Source organism: Nocardia yamanashiensis (assembly GCF_021183565.1).
In the GTDB taxonomy this organism is placed as follows: Bacteria; Actinomycetota; Actinomycetes; order Mycobacteriales; family Mycobacteriaceae; genus Nocardia; species Nocardia yamanashiensis.
In genome coordinates this window covers 7,754,739-7,770,766 of record NZ_CP089226.1, presented here as the reverse complement: position 1 = coordinate 7,770,766, position 16,028 = coordinate 7,754,739, and the positions used below count along the sequence as shown (strand labels likewise).

General features: G+C 68.8%; 16 protein-coding genes. 6 read left to right on the top strand and 10 right to left on the bottom strand.

Translation table 11 applies throughout. The features are described from left to right. Positions 1-43: 43 nt before the first annotated feature. The 4 genes from LTV02_RS35775 to LTV02_RS35760 all read right to left on the bottom strand — a co-directional run bounded on the left by LTV02_RS35775 (position 44) and on the right by LTV02_RS35760 (position 3,511). The gene (locus LTV02_RS35775; protein ID WP_233035958.1) at positions 44-1,693 is read right to left on the bottom strand and encodes a hypothetical protein; all 1,650 of its coding nucleotides are present in this window, start codon (positions 1,691-1,693) and stop codon (positions 44-46) included. A 67-nt stretch (positions 1,694-1,760) separates the two neighbouring features. Next, positions 1,761-2,306, bottom strand: a complete 546-nt coding sequence (locus tag LTV02_RS35770; protein ID WP_233035957.1) for a hypothetical protein — start codon at positions 2,304-2,306, stop codon at positions 1,761-1,763. Continuing rightward, positions 2,303-2,872, bottom strand: coding sequence for a TetR/AcrR family transcriptional regulator (locus LTV02_RS35765; protein WP_233035956.1), 570 nt, complete (start codon positions 2,870-2,872; stop codon positions 2,303-2,305). The genes LTV02_RS35770 and LTV02_RS35765 overlap by 4 nt, the downstream gene beginning before the upstream one ends. Before the next feature lie 54 nt (positions 2,873-2,926). After that, positions 2,927-3,511 (bottom strand): TetR/AcrR family transcriptional regulator, encoded by a 585-nt coding sequence (locus LTV02_RS35760; protein WP_233035955.1) that lies wholly within the window; start codon positions 3,509-3,511, stop codon positions 2,927-2,929. A 72-nt stretch (positions 3,512-3,583) separates the two neighbouring features. Here LTV02_RS35760 and LTV02_RS35755 point away from each other — a divergent pair, with 72 nt between their 5' ends. The 6 genes from LTV02_RS35755 (at position 3,584) to LTV02_RS35730 (ending at position 10,068) form a co-directional block, all read left to right on the top strand. Further along, the gene (locus LTV02_RS35755) at positions 3,584-4,336 is read left to right on the top strand and encodes an MBL fold metallo-hydrolase (RefSeq protein WP_233035954.1); all 753 of its coding nucleotides are present in this window, start codon (positions 3,584-3,586) and stop codon (positions 4,334-4,336) included. A gap of 171 nt (positions 4,337-4,507) precedes the next feature. Next, positions 4,508-6,610 (top strand): serine/threonine-protein kinase, encoded by a 2,103-nt coding sequence (locus LTV02_RS35750; RefSeq protein ID WP_233035953.1) that lies wholly within the window; start codon positions 4,508-4,510, stop codon positions 6,608-6,610. Positions 6,611-6,786: 176 nt separating this feature from the next. Beyond that, a complete protein-coding gene (locus LTV02_RS35745; protein ID WP_233035952.1) occupies positions 6,787-7,587 on the top strand; it encodes a helix-turn-helix domain-containing protein in 801 nt (266 codons plus the stop codon). Next, positions 7,587-8,348 (top strand): MmyB family transcriptional regulator, encoded by a 762-nt coding sequence (locus LTV02_RS35740; RefSeq protein ID WP_233035951.1) that lies wholly within the window; start codon positions 7,587-7,589, stop codon positions 8,346-8,348. Before LTV02_RS35745 ends, LTV02_RS35740 begins: the two co-directional genes overlap by 1 nt. A gap of 272 nt (positions 8,349-8,620) precedes the next feature. Beyond that, entirely contained in the window at positions 8,621-9,301 is a 681-nt protein-coding gene (locus tag LTV02_RS35735; RefSeq protein WP_233035950.1) for a helix-turn-helix transcriptional regulator, read from the top strand. Continuing rightward, on the top strand, positions 9,298-10,068 hold the full coding sequence (locus tag LTV02_RS35730) for a helix-turn-helix transcriptional regulator (protein WP_233035949.1): 771 nt from the start codon (positions 9,298-9,300) through the stop codon (positions 10,066-10,068). The genes LTV02_RS35735 and LTV02_RS35730 overlap by 4 nt, the downstream gene beginning before the upstream one ends. Here the strand turns inward: LTV02_RS35730 and LTV02_RS35725 are convergent. Genes LTV02_RS35725 through argC form a run of 6 tightly spaced genes read right to left on the bottom strand, consistent with a single transcriptional unit; the run spans position 10,065 to position 15,885 of the window. After that, positions 10,065-10,586, bottom strand: coding sequence for an arginine repressor (locus LTV02_RS35725; RefSeq protein WP_067719865.1), 522 nt, complete (start codon positions 10,584-10,586; stop codon positions 10,065-10,067). The genes LTV02_RS35730 and LTV02_RS35725 overlap by 4 nt on opposite strands. Then, complete coding sequence (gene argF, locus LTV02_RS35720; RefSeq protein ID WP_067719862.1) at positions 10,583-11,524, bottom strand: ornithine carbamoyltransferase; 942 nt, start codon at positions 11,522-11,524, stop codon at positions 10,583-10,585. Before argF ends, LTV02_RS35725 begins: the two co-directional genes overlap by 4 nt. After that, the gene (locus LTV02_RS35715; RefSeq protein WP_233035948.1) at positions 11,521-12,717 is read right to left on the bottom strand and encodes an acetylornithine transaminase; all 1,197 of its coding nucleotides are present in this window, start codon (positions 12,715-12,717) and stop codon (positions 11,521-11,523) included. Before LTV02_RS35715 ends, argF begins: the two co-directional genes overlap by 4 nt. Beyond that, complete coding sequence (gene argB / locus LTV02_RS35710; RefSeq protein ID WP_233035947.1) at positions 12,714-13,613, bottom strand: acetylglutamate kinase; 900 nt, start codon at positions 13,611-13,613, stop codon at positions 12,714-12,716. The genes LTV02_RS35715 and argB overlap by 4 nt, the downstream gene beginning before the upstream one ends. After that, positions 13,610-14,821 (bottom strand): bifunctional glutamate N-acetyltransferase/amino-acid acetyltransferase ArgJ, encoded by a 1,212-nt coding sequence (gene argJ / locus LTV02_RS35705; RefSeq protein ID WP_233035946.1) that lies wholly within the window; start codon positions 14,819-14,821, stop codon positions 13,610-13,612. Before argJ ends, argB begins: the two co-directional genes overlap by 4 nt. Then, on the bottom strand, positions 14,818-15,885 hold the full coding sequence (argC, locus tag LTV02_RS35700; protein WP_233035945.1) for an N-acetyl-gamma-glutamyl-phosphate reductase: 1,068 nt from the start codon (positions 15,883-15,885) through the stop codon (positions 14,818-14,820). Before argC ends, argJ begins: the two co-directional genes overlap by 4 nt. Between the last annotated feature and the right edge of the window lie 143 nt (positions 15,886-16,028).

Sequence of the window (16,028 nt, the reverse complement as noted above, 5' to 3'; positions counted from 1 at the left end):
CCCGGCGTGCTGCAAATGATTATGCATGACGATGCAAGCCCATTCATAACCGGGGTCCCTCGAGCAGATATGACCTGGCCAGACCCAGTCCCAGCAGGATGACGACGGTGCCGAAATACACCGGAAGCAGGTGTACGAAGGCCGTGTAGTGAATGAAGAAGTGGATGATCAGCGCACTCGCCGACCCGGCGAACGCCGCCGCGAGCAGGGTCCACCACACCCACGCCTCGCCCTGCCGCCAGCCCCAGAGCGCGAGCAGCAGGATGGCCGCGCCGGTCGAGATGAGCGCACCGCCGAAGCCCGCGCGGTCGTGGGCGATGAACGGGAGCAAGTGCTCGTTGGCCGCGCGCAGGGTGTCCGCGTCGGTGCGCAGGAAGGCGAGATCGGTCGGAACGAAGACGTAGGTGAGCCCCACACACGAGATGACGATGCCGCCGATCATGACGCCGATGCCCATGGCGACGATCAGCAACTGCCCGACGAGGGCGCGGCGGCGGATCGGTTCCGGGCACGGCGGCGGTGTGGTCCAGCGCGGCGGTCCCGGCCGGCGTGCGACGGCCAGCACCCACATCGGGAACAGCACCACCGCGGCCGTGACGTGCAGCGGCTCCACGAACCCGATCACCAGGAAGTAGAACAGCGTCGGAAACCCGATCAACCCGGACGCCAGCAACGCGTTGCGCGCCCACTCCCGGCCCATCCGGATTCCGCCCCAGGACAGCCCGGCATACAGGCACCCGATGGCGATCATATTGCCCGCCATGGTGATTCGATCGTGCTGCAGGAAATGCACCAGATGGTGATTGATCGCGTGCAACCCGTCGACGTCCGTCCCGAGATAGTCCCGGTCGTACCACAGCAGCACCGGTCCCAGCGTGATCGCCGTCGCCCCCAGCCCCGCCACGATCATCCCGGCCCCGACCAACAACCCCCAGAACCACCCCGGCCACCGCCGCGGATCGATCGGCACATCCCGCAAAGTCTGCGGCGGCGGCTGGGTCGATAGCGCGGCCTCGATCACCCGCTGAAACCATCCCGGCCCCGCCTCGACCAGCACACTCGGCCGCGCCAGCACCAGCGCATCCGAATTCCGCAGCGCCGCCAGCGTTTCCGCGATATCGGGATCGCGAAGATAGCGCCGCGTCGGCGACCCGGCCGCAGCGAGATTCACCGTCTCCTGCGATCCGCCGCTCCCGAGCTCGATGTCGACAGCCGGCTCCGCTGTGGCGGCGTCCGCGTTCCCTTCGAGCGCCGCCGCGCTGCCCGAACCGAATCCAGCGTTATCGATTCCTGCCGAGGGCTCCACGAATACCGCGTCCACGCTCCCGTCGAGCGCCGCGGCGGTAGCCGGATCGGTGGCCCGGGCGATGACGGGGCACCGGCGGCCCATAGCGGCGGCGCGCACCGCCGCTACGGCATCAGGACCGACCGGTCCGACCTCGATCACTCGAGCACCCTGGACCGGCAGTACACGAATCGCGTCGCGCGCCACCGAGACCGGTACGACGGCCCCCAACCGGTCCTGCCATTCGACCGGGGGCTCGGGATGGTCGAACACACGCTTGATCGCATACCCGCCGCCGGGGACCGCCACCAGCGCCGAGAGGAATCGCAGGGCGAAACGCTGGGCGCGACGTTCGCCGAGCAGCACGTTCGCCGCGGGCCGCAGCGGGTGATAGGTCCAGTCGGGCACGGGCCAATCGTCACATATGGCGAGCGCACGCGACCCGGACCCGACGCGGGAATCACCTCGCCGTGGGTTACGCGTTCGCCGGGTGGGCGGCTTCTTCCGGGAGCAGGTGGGCCAGCAGCAGTTTGATCAACAGAACGGGGGCGAACCAGGCGGCGACCTGGGGCACGGTGAGCAGGGAGGTCGCCGCCAGGACTCCGATCGCGGTGACGCCGTAGGCGATCGGCCGGCGTAGGGACAGCGGTGCGCTGGTGACGATGACGCCGCCGAGGAGCGCGAGAAGGTAGATGACGAGGGCGGGCGCCCAGCCGAAACCGGGGACCGCCCACGCCAGCAGGAAGGGCTGCAGGTGGATCGCCACGAAGCCGAGGTGATGCCGGGCGTCCCGGCCGGGTCCGTGATAGCGCCGTTTGGCGGAGGCGGTCGCGTTCACCACCACGCCGCCGAAGATATCGAAGGCGACGAAAACGATGACGGCGATACGCCACCAGTCGAGCCCGGCGTGGAGGGCGAGGCCGGATACCGTTGCCGCCCCGGTGATTCCGGCTCCGAGCGCGGCGATCATCTCACCGCGCGTGGCGCCGGGCGCGATCATGTGTTCGGCGAGCGTGCTCATGCGCGGATTCCTTCGATGCAGACCTGGATGACCGGTTCGGCCAGTTCGCGCAGGGCGAGGTCCGGATCCACCAGGGCTTGCACCAGGCAGCCCTCGATGGCGCCGACGAGCACGGTGGCGTGTTCCGCGCCGATGCCGGTGCGCAATTCGCCGCGCGCCCCGGCTTCGCGCAGCAATTCGGCTATGGCGCCGCGGTATTCGCGATACACCGCGACCATGTCGATGGGCGGATTCGCGGCCCAGACGTCGAGCAGGACGCGGGCGTGGTCGGGATGGGCGGCCAGCATGTCGATGGCCCCGCGCACGAGTGCGGCCAGCCGGTCGAGCGGCGGGCCGTCGCCGAGTCCGGCGAGGGCTTCGGCGGAGCGGGCGGCATAACTCTCGAACACTCCGGCCAGCAGGGCGTCCCGGCTGGGGAAATAGAGATACACGCTGCCCTTGGCGATCCCGGCTTCGGCGGCCACGTCCTCTATCCGGGAGGCGGTGAAGCCTTTGCGCGCGAACACTTTTGCCGCGGCGTCCAGGATCTCTCCCTGCCGGGCGGCGCGATCGACGATCTTCGGCATGGATTTATTATGAATGACTGGTCAGTCATAAACAACCCTTCAGGCCCGGATCACTCAGCGCACATAACCGCGTACCAGCGCATCCACCAGCACCGCCGGCTCCGGCCACGGAAAGCTGGGCCGGTCCTGCCGCAAGGTGACGAGCCCGTGCAGCGCGGCCCACAGGCAGGTCGCGTCGACCTTCGGATCCGCACTGCTGCAAGCGATCAGCCCATCCACCAGCAGTTGGAAGGTGGGCAGCCCGGGCAGCTGCTCGGCGGTGGGTTCCCAGCCGGGCGTCCCGGCCGTCCCGAACAGCACCCGATAGTGACCCGGATGCGCCAGCCCGTAGTCAAGATAAGCCCGGCAGAGCGCGGCCAGCCGCGCCGAGGGTTCCGGATCGCGCTGCGAATCCTCCAGCGCCGCACGCAATTCCGCGAACCGCACCGCGTACACGGCGGTCAGCAGCTCGCGTCGATCCGCGAAATGCAGGTACACGCTCTGTGGCGCGATGCCCACCGCACGCGCCACCGCCCGCAGCGACAGCGCTTCCTGCCCGTCCAGGGTTTCGAGCAGAACGCTTGCCGCCGAGACGATCTCGTCGCGCAGCCGCGCCCCCTCCCCCCGCCGGTTCCGGCTCCGGGAATTCTTTTCCGTCACCTTGACAGCATAACAAGACGGCTGTCTACTTACTTCCATAACCAGACACCCGTCTTCTTATGGATGTGCCCCATGCTGACAGTCACCCGTGTCGTCCACGCCAGCGTCCTGCTCGATTTCGGCGGCGCCCGGATCCTCACCGACCCATGGTTTTCCGAACGCCGCTTCTACTACCCCGGCGAGCCGCGCGGTTTCGCGACCGCCGCCGACCTGCCCGCACTCGCGGGCATCGTGATCAGTCACGAGCATTACGACCACTGCGACCTGGACGCCCTGGCCGCCTACCCCGACAAGTCGGTGCCGTTCGCGGTCGCCAAGGGCATCGCCCGCCGGGTCCGCGCCGCCGGCTTCCCGAACGTCGTCGAGCTGGACCCTTGGGAGAGCACGCATCTCGGCCCCGTCGAGGTGATCGCCACCCCCGCCAGCCACGGCGTCCCCGAGGTGACGTTCGTCCTGCGCGCCGACGGCCACACCGCCTATTTCGGCGCGGACACCCGCCGCATCGCCGACCTGGACGAAATCCCTTCCCGCTTCCCCGAAATCGACTTGGCCCTGCTCCCCATCAACGGCCTCCGCATCCGCCCCCTGGCCAATCGCCAGGAGGTGATGGACGCCGCCGAAGCCGCCGACTTCACCCGCCTGCTCCGCCCGCGCCTGGCCGTCCCCATCCACTACGCCTTCACCAGCGGCCCGCTCGGCGACCGCATCATGACGAAATCCGTCCGCAACCGCCCCGACCTCTACCGCGATGCAACCGCGGACCTCTCCCCCGATACCGACGTCCAAGTCCTCGCCCCCGGCCACGCGCTGACCGTCCCGAACTAAAACGCGCACGGTCGAAGTCGAGTGGCACACCACCGCGGTGATCTGTCCGAAATCCCCGCACCGGTGTGCCACTGATCTTGAAGCGACAGTGCGGAATTCGGCGGGTCGGAATGGCGACGGCCGGTTAGGGTGGGGCTGTTCGGTGGCGGGAGCTGGCCTGGAGGATCCGGTATGGAGGGCACGGGGTTCGGGCCGTACCGATTACGCGGATTGCTCGGCGCGGGCGGGATGGGCGAGGTCTGGGAGGCTTACGACACCGCTACCGACCGGTTGGTGGCTTTGAAGGTGCTGCCCCGGAATCTGGCCGCGGACAGCGAGTTCCGGGAACGATTCCGGCGCGAGGCGTACGCCGCGTCCCGGCTGACCGATCCACACGCCGTACCGATCCACACCTTCGGCGAGATCGACGGCCGCCTCTATCTGGATATGCGACTCATCCGGGGCGGCGACCTACGCGAGATACTGCGGCGCGACGGTGCGCTGACCCCGGAGCGAGCCGTCGCGATTGTCGAGCAGGTCGCCGACGCGCTCGACGACGCGCACGGGCACGGCCTGTACCACCGCGACGTCAAGCCCTCCAATATCCTGGTCGCCGCACGAGACTTCGTGTACCTCATCGACTTCGGGATCGCGCGCGGCGGGAGCGATCCCACCGTCACCCGCACCGGCGCGGCGATCGGCACCTTCGCCTACATGGCCCCGGAACGACTGACCGGCGGCCGCGGCGATGCTCGCGGGGACGTCTACGCTCTGACCTGCGTGCTCCACGAATGTCTCACCGGAACAAGGCCTTTCCCCGGCGAAGCGGTCGAACAGCAGATCGCGGGGCACCTCTCGATCGCTCCCCCGGCGCCGAGCCGGATCAGGCCCGGCGTGCCAACCGAATTCGATGCCGTCGTGGCACGCGGGATGGCCAAGCACCCGGACGACCGCTACCCGGCCCCGGGCGAATTGGCCGCCGCCGCCAGGCGAGCGCTGCGCACCACCGCGCCTCCGGGCGCGCGCACCGCCTGGCCCGAACCACTACTCGACTCGGCCGAATCCCTCGTCGATCCGTCGGGCCTTGCACCGGAGAGCGCGCCCACGGTCTCCGAGGCGCGACGCGAGTCGACCGACGCCGCACGGCACGCAGTCACTGTGCCCGACCCGGCCGGCGGCGTCCCGCCGGGCTATTACCTGGGCGCTCCTCCCCCAGCGCCGGACACCCCGCGAGAGTCCAAGCACCGCCGCGAACCCGGCAGGTTCGGCGTGCCGCAACGCAAATCCGTGCGCGTGGCGATCTGCGCCGTCGTAACTCTGCTCGCGATCACGACGACGGTGTGGTGGATTCGGCGCGATACCGGCTTGCCCGCTTGGGATCTGGCGGCGACGCTGTCCGACGTGGGCCCGAATCCACAGGCCTTCGCTTTCGACCCGCAGGCGATGGTGGTGGCGGGTAAGCGGTACGTGGACGGTGGCTACGAGCCGGATTGCTCGGTGACCGTGGTGAATCCGGCGACGAATGCGATCCGGAGCACGGTCACCGTCCGGACCGGCAGGCGCAATCTCACCGGCGTGGCGGCCGATCCCGCGGGTACCTATCTGGCGCTGTTCGACACGCAGGCGGTCACCTTCGCCGCCCCGGACACCGGCGCGGTACTGAGCACCCTCGATCTCACGCCCGTCGGCGGCTCCGAGCCCCCGGCGTGGGATCCCAGCGCCCGGCGCGCGATCGTACCGATCGGCACCAGCGATGCGATCGTCGTCGATCTGGCCGAGCGCACGGTGGCGGCGACGATCCGGCAGAACAGCTTCATCCTCGCGATCGCCGTCGACACCGGCGACCACAGCGTCGTGGAGCTGTCGAATTCCGAAGTGCTCTGGATCGATCCGATAACCGTGCAGGTCACGAAAAGCGTGCCGGTGCGGAACGGCATGGCGCTTGCCGTCGACCCGCGCTCGCACATCGCGTACGTGCTGACCACGGATATGACGATCGCGGCCGCCGACCCGGCCTCGGGTCGGACCACCACCGTGAACCTGGACTCCGGCTTCAAGGCCACGTCGTCGAATCGGATCGCCGTCGATCCGATCAGCCACACCTTGTACCTGACCCTGAAACGCAATGACCAGTACGTCATGACCGCGATCGATCCGGACGGTAAACGAACTTCGCGCACCGCCGTACTGCCGGCCGATGCGTACCCCGGTCAGGGGTTGACCGTGGACCCCGCCACGCATCGCCTCTACGTCCTCGGCGACGGCCGGCTGTACGCCCTCGCCATCGACGGTTGAAGGAAAAACGGCTGCGCTCGAGATCACTTGAAACGTGTTCACTTTCCTTCGATGCCGCATGATGCGACGTCGACACTGCCGAGGCGGCTTGGAAAGTGGGCTCGCTTACATTTCCGGCCAGTAATTGCATCCGGGCGAATTCGAGAGAAATTTTACGTGTCTGATAGTTTCAGATAGTGATCGATAAGCAGTACGTCCCCGGTAGGCGCAGGATCTTACGGCCGCCCAGTTTCGGGGAGTCACTGCGCCGCTTGCGGGATGAACGGAATGTCTCGCGGGAGAAACTCGCGATGTCGATCGGGGTGAGCGTCAGCTATGTGGCCCGGCTGGAATCGGGGGCGCGCAGCAATCCCGGACCCGATGTGCTGCGCGTGGTGATCGACCGGCTGGACCGGATAGCACCGATATCCGCGGTGCGACGGCGGCATCTGCACGAACTGGCCGGGGTGCCGCTGTCCCGGACGGCACCGGCGGTGGCCGAGCTGCGGGCGGAGATCACCCCGGACATGCGCGCGCTGCTCGCCGCCGCCGAACCGAATCCGGCCTGCTATTACGATATTCGCTACCACGTGCTGGCCGGGAACGAAACCTTCTTCGAGGTAATGCCGGGTCTGGCGCGGGACGGAAATATAGCGCGTTGGTATTTCGCCGATCCGATCGCGAAACAAGCGCTGGCGGAATGGGACTACGAGGCGTCGATGATGGCGGCCGGGCTGCGGCTGACCATCGGCCGGAGCGATTCTCCCGAATCGTTCACCGAGCTGCTCACCGAGCTCTACGATTTTCCGGAATTTCGCGGGAAATGGGAAGACGAATCCTTTTACGACCGGAACCGCCGTCCCATCCTCTACCGCGACCCGGATACGGGCGAACGCATCGCCGCCGAGGTGCACGGTTTCGTGCACGAGTCGGCCGCGCACCCCGGCTGGATCTGGCTCTACCTGGGCCGCCGGGCGCCGGCGCCGGAGGCGTGCTGATGCCGCAGTACCACCCGGCCCTGCCGCATTTCGGCCGGCTGCTGCGGAAACTCCGTCTGGAGCGCGGGCTTTCGCGGGAACGGCTGGCGTTCCCGGCGGGCGTGAGCGCCAGCTATATCGCCCAGCTCGAAGCCGGGCACCGCAGCCGCCCCACCGCGGCGGTGATGACCGCGCTGCTGCGGGAAATGGAGCAGGCCGGATCGCTCGGCGACGCGCAGCGGCGGCAGCTCGACGATCTGTCCGGCGGTCTCGTCCGCCCGGACCCGACCCTGCCGGAGTTGTGCGCCGAGGTCACCGCGCAGACCGCCGGCCTGCTCGCCGATTTCGACGCCGCCCCGGCCTGCTGCCTGGACGCCGGCTGGAACGTGCTGGCCTACAACGACTCCTATGCCGAGGCATTCCCGGGCGTGGTCGCCGACGGGAACATGCTGCGCTGCTTCTACGCCGACCCCCGATCCAAGCAGCTGCTGGTCGAATGGCGCGAGGAGACGGAACTGGCGGTGCGACTGCTGCGCGGCCGCATCGCCCGGCAAGCCGACTCGGCCTGGTGCGCCGGCCTTTTGGCCGAGCTGTCCCGGTTCCGGGAGTTCCGGCAGGTGTGGGAGGAGGGCGAGGTGCGCTATCAGCGCGATCGCGGCCCGATGGAACTCCGGCATCCGGTCACCGGCGCCCGCTACGCGACGCATCCGCAATCGCTCCGCCTCGCCGCCGGCGACCATCACGACCGGGTACAGATCCAGCTGCACCTGCCGGCCGGATGAACGGCGGCTTTTCCCGGGAGCCGGACGGCGCGGATATTCGAGAATGTGGCCGCCATCCCGCCCGGGTCCGGATGCGCCTCGGCCGTCGAATATCGCCGACCTGTGGTAGCTTCGGCGTTCGCAATAGTTCCGGCAGGTGGCCGGAGGATGCGTAAAAAATGGTTGGAAGGGCGATGAACACCGGCAGAATTGGCGGTATTCAAGCCCCGAGTTTCGGGGACTTGTTACGTCGGTTGCGAGATGCTCGCGGCATTTCGCGGGAGAAACTCGCCATGGCCATGGGGGTCAGCGCGAGTTATGTGACGCGGCTGGAACGGGGTGGGCGCAATCGCCCGACGGCGGAGGTCGTGCAGGTGCTGATCCGGGAGTTGCACGCGATCGAGCCGGTTTCCGACGAGCACCGGCGGCACCTCTACGAGCTGGCCGAACTGGCGCTGCCGAACCTGCCGACGGTGGCCGAACTGCGCGCCGGGATCACCGACGATATGGTGCGGCTGCTGCGGGCGGCCGAGCCCAGCCCCGCCATGTATTTCGATTGCCGCTATAACGTGCTGGCGTGCAACGACTCCTACGCCGCGGTGACGCCGGGAATTCGCGAGATCGGGAATGTGCTGCACTGGTATTTCGCCGCGCCGGAAGCCAGAACCGCACTCCCGGAATGGGATTACGAGGCGGCCAATCTGGTGGCCGGATTCCGGGCCATGATCGCCATCACCGGTAATCCCGAGATTCACCGGGAACTGTTGGCGGAAATGTCGGTCTACCCCGAGTTCCGGGCACACTGGGATACCGGAATGGTCTTCGAGCGCGCCGCCCGGCCGATGTATCTACTCGAACCGGGCACCGGGAAACCCTTTCCCGCCGAAGTGAATTCGTTCATTCACGAATCCGCCGCCCACCCCGGCTGGATCTGGTTCCTGATCTGCCGCCGGCTGCCGGAGGCGAGCTCATGACGGAAGCCATCGGTCCCGCGCTCCCGCACCTGGGCTGGCTGCTGCGCAAACTCCGGGAGGATCGGAAGCTGTCGCGCGAACGGCTCGGCTTCGCCACCGGCATCAGTTCCAGCTACATCAATCATCTGGAGGCGGGGAACCGCTCGCGGCCCACGACGTCGGTGCTGACCGCGCTGGAACGCTATCTCGACGCGCTGCGGCCGCTGACCGAGGGCGAACGCCGGCAGCTGACCGAATTCTCCGGCGGCGTCTTCCGGCCGGTGCCGACGGTGGCGCAGCTGCGCGCCGAGGTGTCGGCGTCCGCGGGCCCGATGCTCGCCGATTTCGGCGACACCCTGGCCGCCTGCGTCGATATCAGCTGGAATGTGCTGGCCTGCAACGACTCCTATGCGGCGGCCTTTCCCGGCATCGTCGCGGACGGCAATATCCTGCGCTGGGTGTTCGGCAGCCCGGAGGCCCGCGCCATCATGGTCGAATGGCGGGCCGAGGCGGAGCTGGCGGTCGCGCTGCTGCGCGGCCGCCTCACCAAGCACACCGATCTGCCCTCGTGCCGGGACCTGTTCGCCGAGCTGTCGCGCAATCCCGACTTCCAGCGTTGCTGGGCGGCGGGCGAAGTCCGCTTCCACCGCGATCGCGGCCCCATCCTGGTGCGCGATCCCGCGACCGGGCGGCAGGACGCCATCCAGCTGCAGCTGTTCCGCTTCGCGGCGGGCGTGAACGCCGACCGGGTGCAGATGCACCTGGGCATCCGCACCGGCGAAAGCTAGGCCAGCCCTTCGATCTTGGCGGCCAGTTCCGCCCCGGTCAGCGGTTCGCGGGCGATCACCGCGATGGTGTCGTCGCCGGCGATGGTGCCCACGATCTCCGGCAGCGCCGCCCGATCCAGCGCGCTGGCCAGGAAGTGCGCCGCGCCGGGCGGAGTGCGCAGCACGGCGATATTGCCGCTGGCGTCGGTCGAGACCAGCAGATCGCCGAGCAGTTTGGAGAGCCGTTCGGTACCGCCGGTGACCCCGCGCACCGGGCTGCCGTCCTCGGGCACCACGTACACGCCCGCGCCGCCGTCCGCGGCGCGCAACTTCACCGCGCCCAGCTCGTCCAGGTCCCGTGACAGCGTGGCCTGGGTGGTCTCGATGCCCTCACCGGAGAGCAGCGCGGCCAGTTCGGTCTGGCTGCGCACCTCGTGCTGGGCGAGGATGGCGACGATGCGGGCCTGGCGACCGGCGCGGGTGCGGGCGATGGCCGCACCCGATCTGCCGGTCGCCGGGCGTCGTTCGCCGGTGCTCACGCGCGTCCGCCGTCGTACTTCTCCAGCAGCCAGACCAATAGCGCCTTCTGCGCGTGCAGGCGGTTCTCGGCCTCGTCCCAGACCGCGCTGTGCGGGCCGTCGATGACCTCGTCGGTGATCTCCTCCCCGCGATGCGCCGGAAGGCAGTGCAGCACGGTCACATCCGACGCGGCACGCGCCAGCAGGTCGGCGTTCACCTGGAACGGCCGGAACGGGGCGACGCGATCGCGGCCGTCGTTCTCCTGGCCCATGGACATCCAGGTGTCGGTGACGAGCGCGTCGGCGCCGTCGGCGGCGGCCTGCGGGTCATCGGTGAAGGTGATGCTCGCCCCGGTCTCGGCGGCCCGCTTCTGCGCCAGGTCCACGATCCACGGGAACGGCTCGAAACCCTCGGGCGCGGCGATGGTCACGTGCAGCCCCGCGGTGACGCCGCCGAGCATGAGCGAGTGCGCCATATTGTTCGCGCCGTCGCCGAGGTAGGCGAGCTTGCGGCCGGTGAGGTCGCCCTTGCGCTCCTTCAGCGTCTGCAGGTCGGCGAGGACCTGGCAGGGATGGAATTCGTTGGAGAGCGCGTTCACCACGGGAACCGTTGCGGCTCCGGCCATCTCGTCGAGACGCACCTGTTCGAAGGTGCGCCACACGATGGCCTCGACATAGCGGGACAGCACCCGGCCGGTATCGGCGAGGGTCTCCTCGCGGCCCAGCTGGGTATCGCGGCCGTCCACGACCACCGCGTGCCCGCCGAGCTGCGCGATGCCCATCTCGAAGGAGAAGCGGGTGCGGGTCGAGTTCTTCTCGAACATGACCGCGACGCCGCGCGGACCCGCCAGGGGCTTGCGCGAGAGCGGCGCGGCCTTCAATTCCGCTGCGATGGCGAGGATTTCCGCCTGCTCGGCCGGGGTGACGTCGTCGTCACGCAGGAAATGCCGGATGGTCACTTGGTCTCCTTCGCCTTGGCTTGCGCCGCGTCGAGAATGCCGGGCAGGTCGGACAGGAAGTTGCCGGCCTGGGTTTCGGTGAGCACGAGCGGCGGAGCCAGTCGAATCACATTGGGCTTGGCGGGATTCAGCAGATAACCGGCCTCGATCGCGGCATCGTTCACCTGCGCCGAGACGTCCTCGGTGAGCTGGATGCCGATGAGCAGCCCCGCGCCGCGCACATGGTCGACGAGCGGGTGATGTAGCTCTTCGATGCCGTCGACCAGGATCTTGCCCACGGACTCGACGTGCGCGAGCAGCCCTTCCTCGTCGATGGTGCGCAGCACCGCCAGAGCCGCTGCGGCACAGACGGGATTGCCGCCGAAGGTGGTGCCGTGCATCCCCGGCTGCAGCAGTTCGGCCGCGTCACCCTGCGCGAGCACCGCGCCGATCGGCAGCCCGCCGCCCAGCCCCTTGGCCAGGGTGATGACATCGGGCACGATGCCCGCCGCCTGGTGCGCGTAGAACGCCCCGGTGCGGCCGATGCCGGTCTGCACCTCGTCCAGGATCAGCAGCGCCCCATGCTCTTTCGTGATGGCCCGCGCCTGCGCCAGGTAATCCGCGGGCGGCACCACCACGCCGCTCTCGCCCATGATGGGTTCGAGGAACACCGCGGCGGTGTCGTCGTCCACGGCGGCGGCCAGCGCGGCGGCGTCACCGTAGGGCACGTGCACCACGCCGGCGGGCATGGGCGCGAACGGTTCCCGCTTGGACGGCTGCCCGGTCAGCGCGAGCGCGCCCATGGTCCGGCCGTGGAACGCCTCCTCGCAGGCGACGATCTTGGTCTTGCCGGTGAGCCGCGCCATCTTGAACGCGGCCTCGTTGGCCTCGGTGCCGGAATTGCAGAAGAACGCCCGGCCGTGCCCGTCGCCGAAGTGCGCGAGCAGCCGCTCGGCCAGTTCGATGACCGGTTCGCTGGCATACAGATTCGACACGTGCCCGAGCGTGCCGAGCTGCCCGGTGACCGCCTCCAGAATCGCCGGATGCGCGTGCCCGAGGCTGTTGACCGCGATACCGCCCAGGAAGTCCAGGTAGCGCTTGCCGTCGGCGTCGTAGACCACCGCGCCCTGCCCGCGCACCAGCGCGATCTTCGGGGTGCCGTAGTTGTTCATCAGCGCGGTCTGCCACCGCTGCTGGATGTCGGCTGTCGTCATGGCTTCTCCTGAGCTGGGGTGACCATCGTGCCGATGCCCTCCCCGGTGAACAGTTCCAGCAGGACCGAATGCGGCACCCGCCCGTCGATCACGTGCGCGGTCGGCACGCCGCCTCGCACGGCGCGCAGGCAGGCTTCCATCTTGGGCACCATGCCCGCATCCAGGCGGGGCAGCAAGTCGGCGAGTTCGGCGGTGTCGATGCGCGAGGTCAGCGACGACCGATCGGGCCAGTTGGTGTACAGCCCTTCGACATCGGTGAGGACGACGAGCTTCTCCGCCCCGATGGCCTCGGCCAGTGCGGCCGCCGCGGTGTCGGCGTTGATGTTGTGCACCACGCCGTGCACGTCCGGCGCGATGGTGGAGACGACCGGGATGCGCCCGGCGGCGATGAGGTCGTGCACCGCATCGGGATTCACCGAGGTGACATCGCCGACCAGGCCGATATCGGTGGCCTCGCCGTCGACCTGCACGGTGCGGCGGGTGGCGGTGAACAGGTGCGCGTCCTCACCGGAGATGCCGACCGCGTACGGGCCGTGGGCGTTGATCAGCCCGACCAGTTCGCGGCCGACCTGGCCGAAGAGCACCATGCGCACGACATCCATCACCTCGGGGGTGGTGACCCGGAAGCCGCCGCGGAATTCCCCTTGCAGCCCCAGCTTTTTCAGCATGGCGCTGATCTGCGGGCCGCCGCCGTGCACCACCACCGGGTGCACCCCGACGGTGCGCAGGAACGCCATATCGGCGGCGAACGCCTGCTTGAGTTCTTCGTCGACCATGGCATTGCCGCCGTACTTGACGACCACGATCTTGCCCCGGAACTTCTGCAGCCACGGCAGCGCGCCGGCTAGAACGTGCGCCTTGTCCAAGGCCGAGAGTTCTTCGTGCACAGTGCTCATGAGCTGTACGCCGAATTCTCTTCGACGTACCCGTGCGAGAGGTCGGTGGTGCGGATGGTGGCCGTGCCATCGCCCAGGCCCAGGTCCACCAGCACCGCGATATCCATCCCGGACAGGTCCACCTCGCGCGCGCCGGGCGCGCCCGCGCCGTCGACGCACACCGGGGAACCGTTGAACGACACCGAGATCCGGTCCGGATCCAGTTCGATGGGCGCGATGCCGATGGCGGCCAGCACCCGGCCCCAGTTCGGATCGGACCCGAAGAACGCCGTCTTGACCAGGCTGTCGCGCGCCAGCGCCCGCGCGCCGATGAGCGCCTCGTCCTCGCTGACCGCGCCCTGGACGGTGATGTGCACGCGCTTCGTCATGCCCTCGGCATCGCCCATGAGCTGCTCGGCCAGATCGTCGCAGACCGCCAGCACGGCCGCGTTCAGCTCGTCCTGCGACGGCGCGACGCCGGACGCGCCGTTGGCCAGCAGCAGCACGGTGTCGTTGGTGGAGCAGGAACCGTCCACGTCCAGGCGGTCGAAGGTGTAGCGGGTCGCGTTGCGCAGCGCGGCGTCCAACTGCTCCGGCGTGGCGACCACGTCGGTGGTCAGCACCACCAGCATGGTGGCCAGCGACGGCGCGAGCATGCCCGCGCCCTTGGCCATACCGCCCACATTCCACTTGTCCGCGTGGTGGTACGCGACCTCTTTCGGCACCGTATCGGTGGTCATGATGGCCCGCGCCGCCTCCGCGCCGCCGGACAGGCCGCCGCCCATCTCGTGCACGATCTCGGTGACGGCCGGAATGAGCTTGCCCATCGGCAGCCGGTCACCGATCAAACCGGTGGAGCAGACCGCGATCTCGCCCGCGCCGGTCTCGGTGCCCCAGTTGCTCAAGGCTTTCGCGAGTTCCTCGGCGGTGGCGTGGGTGTCCTGGAAGCCGCCCGGGCCGGTACAGGCATTGGCCCCACCGGAATTCAGGATGACGGCGCGCAGACGGCCGGTCTTCAGCACCTGCTGCGACCACAACACCGGCGCGGCCTTGACCTTGTTGCGGGTGAACACGCCCGCCGCCGCGTACTCCGGTCCCTCGTTGAAAACCAGTGCCAGGTCCGGCTTCCCGCTCACCTTGATGCCCGCCGCGATACCGGCGGCGCGGAAGCCCAGCGGCGCGGTCACGCCCTGGGTCCGGACCAGTTTGCCAGCGTTGCCTGTCGTCACGGTGCCACTCCTACGGTGGAAAGTCCTGCGGTCTCCTCGATGCCGAGGGCCAGGTTCATGGATTGCACCGCGGCGCCCGCGGTGCCCTTGGTCAGGTTGTCGATCGCGCCGATCACCACCAGCAGCCCGGCGTCGGCGTCCACGGTCACCTGGAGGGTGACGGCATTGGAGCCGAGCACCGAACCGGTCTGCGGCAGCACGCCTTCGGGCAGCAGGTGCACGAAAGGCTCGTCGGCGTAGGCCTTCTCGTAGACGGCGCGCGCGGTGGCGGCGTCCACGGTGGTCGGGGCGGTGCAGGTGGCCAGGATGCCGCGCGGCAGCGGGGCCAGCACGGGGGTGAAGGACACCGAAACGTCCAGGGCGGCATCGCCGCTCGCGGCCTTGAGGTTCTGCGCGATCTCCGGGGTGTGCCGGTGCGCGCCCGCGATGGAGTAGGCGCGCAGCGAGCCCATCACCTCCGAACCGAGCAGGCCCACATCGAGTTTGCGGCCCGCGCCGGAGGTGCCGCTGACGGCCACCACGTTCACGTTCGGCTCGATGATGCCGGCGGCCACGGCCGGGGCCAGCGCCAGGCTCGACACCGTCGGATAGCAGCCGGGGACCGCGATCCGGGTGGCGCCGCGCAGTTTGTCCCGGCCGCCGGGCAATTCCGGCAAACCGTAGGGCCAGCTGCCCGCGTGCTCGGACTTGTAGTACTTCTCCCAGGCCTTACCGTCGGTGAGCCGGAAATCGGCGCCGCAGTCGATGATGATGGTGGACTCCGGCAACGCTTTGGCAATAGCGCCGGACTGCCCGTGCGGCAGGCCGAGGAACACCACATCGTGGCCCGCGAGCACCTCGGGCGTGGTCGCCTCGAGGACCCGGTCGGCCAGCGGCAGCAGATGCGGTTGCAATTCCCCCAGCGTGGAACCGGCATTGGATCCCGCGGTCAACGCACCGATCTGAATACGCCCGCTTCGGTAATCTGGATGTCCGAGCAACAGGCGCAGGACTTCACCGCCCGCGTACCCGCTCGCACCAGCCACCGCGACCCGCAATGTGGGCCCAACCGAGGTATCCGCCATGTGATGATTATGCACGACTGTGCAAGCTCATTCACAGGTGGGTTCGAATCCGACAGCACCCCGTTCGCTCCGGCAGACTCGACAGGGCCATGTACGAAGACAACACCGAACCGATCCCGGCCATCCGCGACGCCCGCGACGCG

Bases quoted from the DNA above. Each gene is read 5' to 3' on its own strand.
- LTV02_RS35770 (WP_233035957.1), bottom strand. From the start codon at position 2,306: ATGAGCACGCTCGCCGAACACATGATCGCGCCCGGCGCCACGCGCGGT.
- LTV02_RS35765 (WP_233035956.1), bottom strand. From the start codon at position 2,872: ATGCCGAAGATCGTCGATCGCGCCGCCCGGCAGGGAGAGATCCTGGAC.
- LTV02_RS35755 (WP_233035954.1), top strand. From the start codon at position 3,584: ATGCTGACAGTCACCCGTGTCGTCCACGCCAGCGTCCTGCTCGATTTC.
- LTV02_RS35750 (WP_233035953.1), top strand. From the start codon at position 4,508: ATGGAGGGCACGGGGTTCGGGCCGTACCGATTACGCGGATTGCTCGGC.
- LTV02_RS35740 (WP_233035951.1), top strand. From the start codon at position 7,587: ATGCCGCAGTACCACCCGGCCCTGCCGCATTTCGGCCGGCTGCTGCGG.
- LTV02_RS35735 (WP_233035950.1), top strand. From the start codon at position 8,621: ATGGCCATGGGGGTCAGCGCGAGTTATGTGACGCGGCTGGAACGGGGT.
- LTV02_RS35730 (WP_233035949.1), top strand. From the start codon at position 9,298: ATGACGGAAGCCATCGGTCCCGCGCTCCCGCACCTGGGCTGGCTGCTG.
- LTV02_RS35715 (WP_233035948.1), bottom strand. From the start codon at position 12,717: ATGACGACAGCCGACATCCAGCAGCGGTGGCAGACCGCGCTGATGAAC.
- argB (WP_233035947.1), bottom strand. From the start codon at position 13,613: ATGAGCACTGTGCACGAAGAACTCTCGGCCTTGGACAAGGCGCACGTT.
- argC (WP_233035945.1), bottom strand. From the start codon at position 15,885: ATGGCGGATACCTCGGTTGGGCCCACATTGCGGGTCGCGGTGGCTGGT.